Annotated in this window: 8 protein-coding genes; 3 read left to right on the forward strand and 5 right to left on the reverse strand. The window is 48.5% G+C overall.

The features are described 5' to 3' along the window. Positions 1 to 18: 18 nt before the first annotated feature. The 4 genes from BUE76_RS01775 to BUE76_RS01790 all read right to left on the reverse strand — a co-directional run bounded on the left by BUE76_RS01775 (position 19) and on the right by BUE76_RS01790 (position 7,308). The gene (locus BUE76_RS01775) at positions 19 to 1,032 is read right to left on the reverse strand and encodes a hypothetical protein (protein ID WP_073039430.1); all 1,014 of its coding nucleotides are present in this window, start codon (positions 1,030 to 1,032) and stop codon (positions 19 to 21) included. After that, positions 1,033 to 2,949: an AAA family ATPase gene (locus BUE76_RS01780; protein ID WP_073039431.1), complete on the reverse strand. Its 1,917-nt coding sequence runs from the start codon at positions 2,947 to 2,949 to the stop codon at positions 1,033 to 1,035. It abuts the gene before it with no gap. Positions 2,950 to 2,966: 17 nt separating this feature from the next. Further along, complete coding sequence (locus tag BUE76_RS01785) at positions 2,967 to 4,166, reverse strand: restriction endonuclease subunit S (protein WP_073039432.1); 1,200 nt, start codon at positions 4,164 to 4,166, stop codon at positions 2,967 to 2,969. A 163-nt stretch (positions 4,167 to 4,329) separates the two neighbouring features. After that, positions 4,330 to 7,308 carry a type I restriction endonuclease subunit R gene (locus BUE76_RS01790; protein ID WP_083596314.1) on the reverse strand — a complete coding sequence of 993 codons (2,979 nt, stop codon included), beginning with the start codon at positions 7,306 to 7,308 and terminating at the stop codon, positions 4,330 to 4,332. A 536-nt stretch (positions 7,309 to 7,844) separates the two neighbouring features. On the opposite strand from BUE76_RS01790, the gene BUE76_RS01805 reads away from it, so the two are divergent. Both BUE76_RS01805 and BUE76_RS01810 read left to right on the forward strand, forming a co-directional pair. Continuing rightward, entirely contained in the window at positions 7,845 to 8,594 is a 750-nt protein-coding gene (locus BUE76_RS01805) for a hypothetical protein (RefSeq protein ID WP_073039434.1), read from the forward strand. A gap of 266 nt (positions 8,595 to 8,860) precedes the next feature. Further along, positions 8,861 to 9,109, forward strand: a complete 249-nt coding sequence (locus tag BUE76_RS01810; RefSeq protein ID WP_073039435.1) for a hypothetical protein — start codon at positions 8,861 to 8,863, stop codon at positions 9,107 to 9,109. 125 nt (positions 9,110 to 9,234) lie between these two features. On the opposite strand, the gene BUE76_RS01815 is transcribed toward BUE76_RS01810, so the two are convergent. Then, positions 9,235 to 9,456 carry a hypothetical protein gene (locus BUE76_RS01815; RefSeq protein WP_073039436.1) on the reverse strand — a complete coding sequence of 74 codons (222 nt, stop codon included), beginning with the start codon at positions 9,454 to 9,456 and terminating at the stop codon, positions 9,235 to 9,237. Between the two features lie 201 nt (positions 9,457 to 9,657). Between BUE76_RS01815 and BUE76_RS01820 the strand changes: the two genes are divergently transcribed. After that, positions 9,658 to 10,854, forward strand: coding sequence for a hypothetical protein (locus BUE76_RS01820; protein ID WP_073039437.1), 1,197 nt, complete (start codon positions 9,658 to 9,660; stop codon positions 10,852 to 10,854). Positions 10,855 to 11,211: the final 357 nt, after the last annotated feature.

Genomic DNA, 11,211 nt, shown 5'->3' on the forward strand with positions numbered 1-11,211 from the left:
CTATTTGATGAAATAAATTTAGATGAGCTTTAATTGCTCTGAAATGTCTTGAATGAATTTTGTCAATGGTCTCTTCAATGTGTCCTTAGGGGTGGAGTAATTACCAATCAAATACCGCAAATAAGTGATTCTATCTGGAAACAAACCTTGAATTTTAAGATGTGCTTTTTGCATATGATTAGTGTATATAACAGCCTTCATCAAAAGGTCTTCAGCTACATCGTTATGGCGATTAAAAACTCCGCTTACGTGGTAAATGCTATTATGCTCTTCTACTAGGGTCGCTGAGGCCCTATGCTTTGGCTTCAACTCAACCTCGAAATTCTGACTTTTCACTTGCGATACAGTCAACTTTTTCGGGTCAGGATTGAATTTCAAATAAAATTTAAAGTATTTAGAAAAGTCCAAAAAGTATGGATGGTAATGATTTTTTAGATTTAAATCTTTCTTGCTTTTTGTAATATTACAGTTAGCGCATGATGGTATCAGGTTGTATAAAGAAATAGAGAGATAAGGATATTTGTCTTTTGCGAAAAAATGATCAAACTGAAATTTCGCTATTGTCTTTTTCTTCGGGCCACTTGCCACAATTGTATATTGTGCATTGCAATAAGGACACGATTTAATATTTAACTGCTTCGCTAACCAAATTCCTCGTTTAACCTGCGATCTGAACTTCTTGGAATAACCAAATGCTTCTAACAACTCAATTCCGAACTTTGTCGATTTCTTACCATTGTGGATATAATTCTGCCATCCTCTATTTTTAAAATACAAAATGCTTTTGTGCAAATCTTGAGGTTGCTGCAGCAGAATAGCATCAAAATTTTTAACTAGATAGTTTAAAATTTCAATCTCGGTTGTATTTGCAGTCGATTTCTTTCGATATTTTCTTTTCCTTAATGCTTCGATTAATACTTCAACTGGCTTATATCCGCTTAAAAATTTTGATTTGTAGTCTAATTCAAGATCCGAAACTGTTTTATATGTTGAGGAAATTTCGAACGGTTCAATATCGTTTATAAGGATCATTTATTCGTCTTTTAATTGAATGCGGTTCAGCTCAGATAATAACCATTGCTCATATTCTTGGTCATTTACAGGTATGGGCTCTCTAAATTTTTCATGATACATGTCACTTAGTCTATTTGAAATTATTTCGTCTCCGATTAAAGAAATGAACTCTTTAGCCGAAGCCTTGTCATATAAATTATTTTCACCGTTCAGAAAGGAGATAAACTCTTCTATTTTCCCTTTAGCAAACTCTCCTACATATCCGTCTTCAAGAAAAAAGCTTGTCCCTAATAGTTCATGAATATTGCCCCCAAATGTCTTATAGGTTTTCGAGTCAAGCAGTTTTGATTTACCATCAGCACCCTTCTTTAAAAGGATTACATTACTCCTAGGCAAATCGGAAAGAAGATACGGACTGTGCGTTGTGATTATTAATTGAAATTGATAATTTCTAAAGTGATTATTTAAAAAGTGAAGGAGCTTATTGAAATATGTTCTCTTCCAAGCGGGATGAAAACCAATCTCTGGCTCATCTAAAAACAAAATCAATTTGCTTTTATCATAAAAGCCTTCAGCATATCTTTCGATAACATCATGTATTCTGGCAAAAAAAGTAAGTAATGAGTTCTCTCCAGAACTTAGTGGGGTGACGTTAAAGTTTGTAATTCTTCGCAGAGGACCTTGGCCTTCCAATACTTTCCTTTCTAAGTTCGCAAATTTTAATAGTAGGGGCCTATTTTCATCAGTATTTGCTAAGTAGTAATTTTCAATTAGATAAAATCGCCAATCCTTCACGCCTTCAAAATAGTTATCTAAAGAACGAGGACTAAACTCTTCCTCATCTAACACGGAAGATTTGTCGACAATCAAATCATGCAATTCAAGGAGTTCAGCTATTTCATTTTGCAATTGCTCATAGCCCATGAGTCTGGAAGAAAATACAAAATCATGAACAACATCCACAACTGGCAAAGTGTTGTCTAGGATACTAAGAGAAACCAATAAATTATACCTATATAGAAGCTTTATTGCTCTCTTAAATTCATTTGTATTGATTTTCACCCGAGTCCTTTCATCATATTCCTGACCTTTGTCAAAAACCGTATTCAAGACAATATTTTCTACCTCTTCGACTCTTCTCATGTACAGGTAAAAACTTTCTTCTCTTTCCGGTTTGATCTTATCCAAATCTAGCCATCTATTATTTCCAGAATATGTGTTTTTTATTATGAAATGACGCACATTCACAAAAGGTACAAGGTCATGATGATTCAAATAAAATTTGACAATCCTGTTACCTTCAACATTGTAGTGAATCTGTAGTGGGCCGTGTTTGTCCTTGTCACGGTGTTCATAAGTTTGTTCAGAAAATAGGGGCAATTTTGGGTAGCTTGTACTATAATATAAGCTTTTGCCTAATGATGCTAAAGTAGAAATATTAGCAAGGTTGGTTTGATCAAGGTCCGTACGGTAATCTAAGATATTTGAGTAATAGATAAATCCTCCTCTCGCAAACGAATCCCTCCACTCATGTTTCATTTCCTCAAAAGGAGACTCTTTGAAATTCACTATAACATAACCAGAGTTTCTTAAATGTTCAGTATTGTGCACTACAAGCTTTTCATAAATAAATATGTGGTCGCCATAACATACAATACCTTTAAATTTTAGCTTAAATCCAAATGAACCTCCGGTATATGTTGCAACTGAAAATAGAATCGCTTCGCATAAACTACTTTTTCCACTTCCATTTTCTCCTGCAATAGCAGTGACACTTGTCACGTTTTCACCAAACGTTATTGGCAATTTTGGATTTGGCATCAAATTCAAAATTTCATCCTGATACTGGAACCTGTGTTGGCCAGAATGATTAAAGTTTACTCCGAATTTTTCAAGCACTGTGTAATCATCTATCCAAATAAATTTTAGCTCCATTCTATAGTTATTATTGCTTACTGAATTTTACACTCAAACGCATTCTTTAAGATACTTTGCCGCAAAGCATCTGCCTGTTTCAAACCATCTAATATTGTTTCTTCTATCTTATCACAAACACTAAGGCGGCTTTCGATTTCCTGCACCACAATACTTTGCACTTCCGAAGGGCATATAGGTATAGGCAGCTTTGCGATTTTGCTAATGCTAAGTGTATGTAATCCTGAAGTTGAATTTGCTTGAGCTTTGATAGCGTTTCTTCCCTCTGGTGAACAGTAGAAATACAAAGCGTATTTAGAAATCATATCACCATTAAATCGTGCCTTGATCAAGTGATTTTGATGGACGCAGCCCTCCACCATTCCATTCCACAACGCAACTCTCCCAATTTGGTCAACGCTTCCATTTCCCTCTACAAATAGCAAATCATCTTTTTTCAACCTTACACGTTCAATTTCTTTTTCAGTAACACCAATCATGTGTAGCTCACTTAATTCTATTTCATTGAAATAAACATTGGCTACCCGCAAGAATGGCAACTTCAATGGCAAAGCCTCACGCTTACTATTCTTCGTTAAGCCACCGGATACATTTGCTATTTCTTCCAAAGTTTTCCAACTCCATCCCTCCGGCAACTCACCCTCTTTCACATTTTCATTCGTCAGCTTTCCTTCAAACGCCCATTTCAAAACCGCCTTGCGGTACACTTTCAATTGCTGCTGGGCAGTTTTTAGTTCTTCAATGCCTTTATCTAATTCGCTAAAGAGTTCTTCTATTTTGGAAACAATTGCGTTCTGTTGTTCAATGGGGGGAAGAAAGATTCCCTTTGAATAAGCATCATTTCGATTCAATCCCGGAATCGCAGTTGATTTTTCAAATTGGTTTAGGCGCAAAGATTTAAGGAGATAGTATCCATACTTAAGCGAAATATTCTTTTTTGGCTTCACGTAATATGTTGTATCAATCGGCCAGAAATCACTTTCTATGTAAGTAACTTCTCCTGCTGCACCCTTTCGGCCAACAACTATTCCTGGTCCCTTTATTAGATACTCATCATGGTATCCAACTATTCCATTTGAACCCATTACAGCATAACTACCCTCTCCATTTCTATTTTCCTTTTTTAAAGCCTTTCCATATTCAAATTCGAATGCATCGCCTAGGAGCATCTCTTCCCATTCAATTTCTGTTTTATTCAAAGTTTGTTCTTCAATCATTGCTCCATAGAATTACCAACCGTACAAGAGTGCGACGCAACAGACGCTTCATAGTAGCACTGCACCCCGGTACCAAAAAATATTCAAAGTCATTTTTGCCATTGCGGGAGTTTGCTTCGTCGCAGCCTCGCACAAAGCCGGCGCTTCGCTCCTCGCAATGACTTTACGCCACAAGGCTCTCATTCAATTCCTCAATCAACGCATCCGTCTCCTCCCCAAACAACTGCCACATCCTGCCCAGCCCGCCTTGTTTGTTGAAGGGGTCGAGTTCAAAATCATCGCGGTCGAGGTGAAAGGAGGCGGCAATGGCGTCCTTGATCATCCGCAGCCATTGCACCTGTGCTTCGGTGAACTTGAGTTGGCCCGCCTGCTTTTTAAAGATCCAGTCCTGGAAGTTGCGGTCCACGGTGCGGTCCCAGGGCGTCAGCACCTTGTCCATCCCGCTTACCCGGCGCACCAGGGCTACCAGGGCTGCCAACTCGTTCTTAGGCTGCCCGCTCACCTTGTCCAGCTGCTCGTAGGCCTTCCATACGGGCAGGGGCGCTAAGGTCGGTTTATCGCGCTTTATTATTTCGGCCAGGTCCTTCAGGGCGGCATAACTGAGTTCGCGGCGCTGGTAGGGTTGGCTATAAAACACCTGGAGGGCGGCAATCTCTTCCTTGTGGGCATCGATCCATTGGGCAAAGTCCTGCGCCAGGGTTTCGGCGGCAGCGGCGGTATCGGCCACCCAGCCCATGCGGGTCACCTCATCCAGGTTGATGTGGTCGATGTACTGGTCGTATTTTTTGCGTACATCGAGGATGTAGGAGCGGAGGTCAGGGGCGTTGAAGACAGCGGTTGCCTGTTCGAGGAGTTGTGAATGGTGATTGGTGATTAGTGATTGCAGCTCTTCGGAGCTGGCTTCCGGGTGCTGGCTTTGAACTTTGAACTTTGAACTTTCAACTTCATCAGGGTCGTAGGCATTCAACAAATCCTTCACTACCGCCTTAATGCTTTTGCCGCCGGCTTTCTGGGCAAAGGCTTCGCGTTCCTTGTCGCTGATCTGGCGGTCGAGGCGGATGAGGCGGTTGGCCAGGGTGGTGAGGAGTTCTTCGTCGCGGTGGCCGCCGATGGCAATGGTTTCGAGCACTTCCTTCAGGCTCATGCCCGGCTTTTTCTCCAGCGGGCGGCTGTCGGTTTTCTGGCTGCGCTCCACGCCAATAGAATCGATGATCACAAAATGATCCTTGGTGTATTTGGCGGCACGGGTGCCCGTGAGGCGCAGCTCGTCGAGGCTGCAGGTGCGGGTGCCGCGGCCCTTCATCTGCTCGTAGTAGGAGCGGCTTTTTACATCGCGCATAAACAGGAGCACTTCCAGCGGGCGGATGTCGGTGCCGGTGGCAATCATGTCTACCGTTACGGCAATGCGGGGATAATAGCTGTTGCGGAACTGCTGGAGCACGGTTTTGGGGTCTTCCTTTTCCGGCCCTTCGGCAGTACGGTAGGTGATCTTTTTGCAAAAGCGGTTCTCTTCGGCCCATTCGCGGCGCACAATGTTGATGATATCGTCGGCATGCGAGTCGCTTTTGGCGAAGATGAGCATTTTGGGTACTTCAAACTGGCCGTCGGGTCCGATGCGGTCTGGAAACATTTGCGGCAGTGCATCGCGCACCGCCTGTATAATCAGCGTAATCTGGTTGGGGTTTACCACCTTGTCGTCGAGCTGCTTGTTGCTGTACTCCACGTCTTCGTCGAGCTGGTTCCAGAACTTTTTGCGGGTCAGCTTTTCGCGGTGGTCGATGTATTCGCCCAACGATAGTTTGGCGCCTTCCTTCGTGATCTTTGTTTCGATCTCGAATACATTGTAGGGCACCAGCACACCATCTTCCACGGCCTTCTTGTAGCCGTAGTCGCTGACGATGTTCTTTTCAAAATAGCCAAAGGTGCGGTTGTCGGGGGTGGCGGTAAGGCCCACCTGGAAGGCATCGAAATAATCGAGCACCTGCTTCCAAAGGTTGTATATGCTTTGGTGGCATTCGTCGATCACGATCACGTCGAAGAACTCCACGGGTATCTTTTCGTTGTACACCACGGGCAGGGGTTCCTTGCGCTTCCAGCCTGCGCCGAGGGCAGGGTCCTCTTCATCGCCTTCGTCCAGCTCCGTTCCCTTGAGGATGGAGTAGAGCCGCTGGATGGTGCTGATGTACACCTGGCTGTCGGGCGGTATATAGGAAGAGGTAAGGCGGCTCACGCCATAGAGCTCGGGAAAGAGGCGGTTGTCGTCCTGCGGCTCGTAGCGGCGGAACTCCTGCTCCGCTTGCTCGCCCAGGTTTTTGGTGTTTACCAAAAAGAGGATGCGGCCCGCCCGGGCAAACTTCAAGAGCCGGTAAATGCTGGTGATGGCCGTAAAGGTCTTGCCCGAGCCGGTAGCCATTTGTACCAGGGCCTTAGGACGTGCTTCGCGGAAGCTGCGTTCGAGGTTGGTGATGGCGGTTATTTGGCAGTCGCGCAAGTGGCCCATCCCCGGCCCTTCCCGAAGGGAAGGGAGTGCCGGCGCACCAGGCCTGCTTTGCGACGAGTCTTTGGTATTGGCGGAATTGCTGACAGGCAGGGGTTGTGCGATGGCCAAAGCCCCTCCTTCGGAGGGGTTTGGGGAGGCCTTGGGCTGTGTGTTGGTGGCCTTCCCTTCGGGAAGGTCGGGATGGGCCGCTGGAATATCGTGCAGTCGTGCCCGAAAGGTTTTGCCTTCCTGCAGCCAGCGCTCCAGGGTTTCGGGGCGGTGGAAAGAAAACACGGGCCGGGAACGGGGCTTGGGATCGCGGTAATCGGTAAAGCGGGTAACCTCGCCGGTGCTCTCGTATACAAAGGGTTTGGAGCTTTCGGGGAAATACTTGATGCGGGCATGGGCGTATTCGCCCGATTGCTCCTCCACGGTGGTAAGCCGCACGGCTTCTTCTTCGCGTTTGGCTTCAATAACGCCAATGGGTTGGCGGTTGATAAAGAGGATATAATCGGCGGGGCCTACCTCGGTGCTGTATTCGCGAACAGCCACGCCGGTAGCGGCGGCCAGGTTGATGGTCTTGCGGGATTGTATAGTCCACCCGGCGGCAGTTAGTTGGTTATCGATACGGTCTCGGGCGAGCTGTTCGGGGTTTTGGTTCATTGTTTTGGCGCGGAGCTAAATGTAACGGAAAATTCATTTGTAGTTCATTGGCTACAAACAAATTGTTGCCTGCGCTTAGCCACGGGGCTGCATGGGAGCAGAGTGGGCGCTGGGTGGGGGCTGCCCCGGCTTATGTGCGGCTTATGTACGGGTTATACCGGGAGAAAAGCGGGAGTTTCCTGCAAAATGCGGTAAAAGTGACAGGGGGTATTGACAATGCGTGGCAGGTGGTGTAAAATGGCAGTGGGAAAAGGGAGGGGTGCTTGTGGAAAGGAGGGGATGCTGAAACGAATTTGGCATGACCGTGTACTTAGTTGCTGTCATCCCGGCGCAGGCCGGGATCTCCTGCAATATTCGGAGCACCTGAAAGCATGAGGGGATGCCGAGACGAGCCCGGCAGGACGGCCACTGCAAGTTCGGCATGACAGTCCATGTTGACACGGGTATCCTTTCACGATAAGCGCCATGACAGCGTTTCCAGGTGCAGGTAAGCCACTCATGATGAAAACCAAAAGCCATAACCAAAACCATCCACCATGCCCAAGCAAAAAGGAATCCTCCAACTGGAAGGCGCCCTTGGCGATCTGAGTTTTTACCACACCAAGTGGGGCTGGCTGGTACGGCGCAAGGGCGGTGCCTCAAAGGAGCGCATCGCTACGCAGCCCTGTTTCCAGCGCACCCGCGAAAACAACCTGGAGTTTGCACAGGCCGTGCAGGCAGCACGCCTGCTGCGGCAGGCCTTCCTGCCCATGATCGGGAAGGCGGTAGACAAACAGCTGATGAGCCGCCTGGTGCAGGCCCTGCTGCGGGTGATCCGCACGGACACCCTGCACGAAAGGGGCCAGCGCCAGCTCACCAGCGGCCGGCTGGAACTGCTGGAAGGCATGGCCTTCAATGCAGGCAGTACACCGGCCAACGTATTGCCTGCCTCCTGTACCGCCGGTATCAGCACCACAGCGGGAAGCGCCTGGGTGGAGCTGCAGTCCTTTATCCCGGCAAGGTCCCTGCAGGCACCGGCAGGCGCCACCCACTACCGCCTGGGCCTGGGCATTGCCGGGATAGATTTTGCCACCAATAATGCCCTGCTGCAGGAGGTGCAAACAGGCCTGTTGCCGCTTGACGATGCCCCCACCGATTTGCTCCGGCTGGAAGCTACCCTCCCCGGGGGCCAACCGCACACCCTGTTCGCCGCACTGGGCCTGCACCTGTTACAGGCTGTGAACGGCAGCCATTACCCCCTGCACGATGGCAGCTGCCTGTGGCTGGTGGCGGTAAGCAAGGCCTGAAGCGGCAGGATGCACGGCCAGGGCGCAACCAGGACAATACCCCGGCCTGGTACCAGCAACACACTATACCGCGTACAGCAGCAGCCGGCACGTGCCCTCCGCCAGCCATCACCTGGAAAGCGCTGCAAGTAACTGTTTAAATCACCGTACGCCGAAACGCATAATGCTGCCTATGATCCTGAAGCAACCGCACGCTGTTTCTGCGAACTGCACCGGCGGGGCCACATACGTATGCCCGGCTTGCGGCTTTAAGGAACAGCAGCCTCTTGGCCCAAAGACAAGACCTTACCCTTAAAGATGTCAATTTCAACTGCGGCGGCACGGTGCCCTACCTCGACATCAATTACCAGCAGGAGGGCTCTGTTGCAGGCGCCTTTATGCCCTTATCGGCCGAACAGAACAGGCAGGTACTGGCACAATCGGCACGGGAAAGCCGGAGCCATATCCATATTCCCGAAACAAGCCTGCAGGCTGCCGCACAATACTTCGGGCAGGCAACCTGCGCAGGTAAATAAGCGGGAAAAATCATTCAATTTTTTGAACCACAAAACCACAAAGGCTGAAAGGGAACACAAAGAAGGATTTTTATCCTTTGTGTTCCCTTTCAGCCTTTGTGGTTTTGTGGTTCAAACATCACTGGTTACTGACCACCCTGCCTTTCGCCCTGGTTGCCGCCACGCTGGTGGTTGGGGTGTTCATGTTGCTGCTGGTCCTGCTGGCTGCCACCGGTAAGCTGCTCTTTGGGTTGTGCGCCGGTGTTGTTGCTGTTGCTTCCCTGGCCGCCCTGGCCCCCTTTGGTTGAGCCCTGTTGTCCTTCCTGGTTGGCCTGCTGGCCGCCGCGGCTCCTGTTGCTGTTTGACATAGTGTATGGTTTTATGATTCGCTAAAAAGGGAGAAAAAAGGGTGCCACAAAACCATTTTCTTATACCCCGTAAACGCCTGTACCATAAACACGTATGCGCAGAACATAAGGAAAAGAAAACATAGTAAAAAATATTTGCATATCGCTGGTTGCCCTAACTTTTGACCTGTTATTCACACTTAACCACACACAAAAAATCACATGAGTAAAAACACCCGCATGGCGGTAGCCATGGCCTGTGCCCTAATGGCCGCAACTGGCTGTAAAAAAGACCTCGCCGCCAACAACCGCGACTTCCAGGTTGGCGGTATTGAAAACAGTTCGATTGGCGCTGCCGGCGCCATTTCCCCCGCCTTGCTGCAAAAGATCACCGAAGCAAATGCCCGCATTGCCGAGCGCTTCCCCAACGGTTTGCAACCGGTAAGCCAGCAGGGCCCCGTACACCATTCGGAGTTGCAGGAGCTGGCGCGCAGCGCTATGGCAGTAACCCCCACCACCTGTAGTGGCAATACGGCGGTAAACGTTTGGCTGAACCAGCAGCTTGCCGACTGGACCACCACGGTGCGCCGCTTTGCCTCCAATACGGCCATGCTCGACCTGCCCACCTACCATGCGCTGTACCTGGAGAACAGTTCCGAAAACCAGGTTTTTGGCGTAAACGGCGAGTTTACCCAGGTGATGCAAAAGTCGTTTAAGGATCACAAGCGGTTCTGGAATATTGCTTCGGATGATATCGCCCTGGTATCGATGAGCGGCCGTATACTAAGGGATAAGGAAACCCTGAAAAAGGTATACAGCGTGGTGTATGGGCTTAACGCCGATGACGCGGAATATTTTGCCACCCTGGTGTCGGAAGCGGCGGTAGGTGTGCCCCAGTTTCGCAACGGCGACCACCCCATCTTTAGCTTCAACGCCTTTGCCCTGCGTGGCTTTAATGATGTGGACCTGGGCACCATCCCCGACAAGATCGCCATGGGTGATGGCATCATGCAGGCCTACCAGGAGCTGGGTTATGAAGATGTGGCGCCACAGGCTATTTTCTCCCACGAATTTGGCCATCATGTGCAGTACCAGCTGAACCTGTTCCCCGCCGTTCGCTCAGCCGAAGGTACCCGCCGTACGGAGCTGATGGCGGATGCCTATTCTACCTACTACCTGTCGCATTCGCGTGGTGCCGCCATGCAGTGGAAGCGTGCACAGTTGTTCTATGATGTGTTTTATAACATCGGCGACTGCGGCTTTACCAGCACGGGCCACCATGGTACCCCGCTGCAACGCCTGGCCTCATCGCAGTGGGCTTATGGCCTTGCCGATGCCGCACAAAAGCAGGGACATATCCTGACCGCGGAAGCGTTCACTGCTTTGTTTGAACAGCAATTGCCCCAGCTGGTGGATTAGTTTTGAACCACAAAGGCTCTAAAACAAAAGGCGCACAAAGGGATACTTTGTGCGCCTTTTGTATTTGTATGGATTCATGCGCTGGGCTCATTCGATAGTATACTTCAGACCCAGGAGATTCAAGATGTGGAAATCCAAATAGTTGTACGGATGCAGCCCCAGGTAGGCATGGCCGTACCCGAGGACACTGTCATCCCGACGCAGGTCGGGATCTCCTCCTGCTGTTGTACACTCGGTTAATAGGGGGATGCCGAAACAAGTTCGGCATGACAGTGAACTATGTAGCTGCTTTCCTGCTTACCTTAGAAAGTTTGCTCCAAACTCCAAACTCCAAACTCCAAACTCCAAACTCCAAAC

It is taken from the genome of Cnuella takakiae (assembly GCF_001953305.1).
Classification (GTDB): Bacteria; Bacteroidota; Bacteroidia; order Chitinophagales; family Chitinophagaceae; genus Flavisolibacter; species Flavisolibacter takakiae.

Excerpts from the sequence above, each read along its gene's own strand:
- BUE76_RS01775 (WP_073039430.1), bottom strand. The coding sequence starts at position 1,032 with ATGATCCTTATAAACGATATTGAACCGTTCGAAATTTCCTCAACATAT.
- BUE76_RS01820 (WP_073039437.1), top strand. The coding sequence starts at position 9,658 with ATGAGTAAAAACACCCGCATGGCGGTAGCCATGGCCTGTGCCCTAATG.
- BUE76_RS01785 (WP_073039432.1), bottom strand. The coding sequence starts at position 4,166 with ATGATTGAAGAACAAACTTTGAATAAAACAGAAATTGAATGGGAAGAG.
- BUE76_RS01805 (WP_073039434.1), top strand. The coding sequence starts at position 7,845 with ATGCCCAAGCAAAAAGGAATCCTCCAACTGGAAGGCGCCCTTGGCGAT.
- BUE76_RS01815 (WP_073039436.1), bottom strand. The coding sequence starts at position 9,456 with ATGTCAAACAGCAACAGGAGCCGCGGCGGCCAGCAGGCCAACCAGGAA.
- BUE76_RS01780 (WP_073039431.1), bottom strand. The coding sequence starts at position 2,949 with ATGGAGCTAAAATTTATTTGGATAGATGATTACACAGTGCTTGAAAAA.
- BUE76_RS01790 (WP_083596314.1), bottom strand. The coding sequence starts at position 7,308 with ATGAACCAAAACCCCGAACAGCTCGCCCGAGACCGTATCGATAACCAA.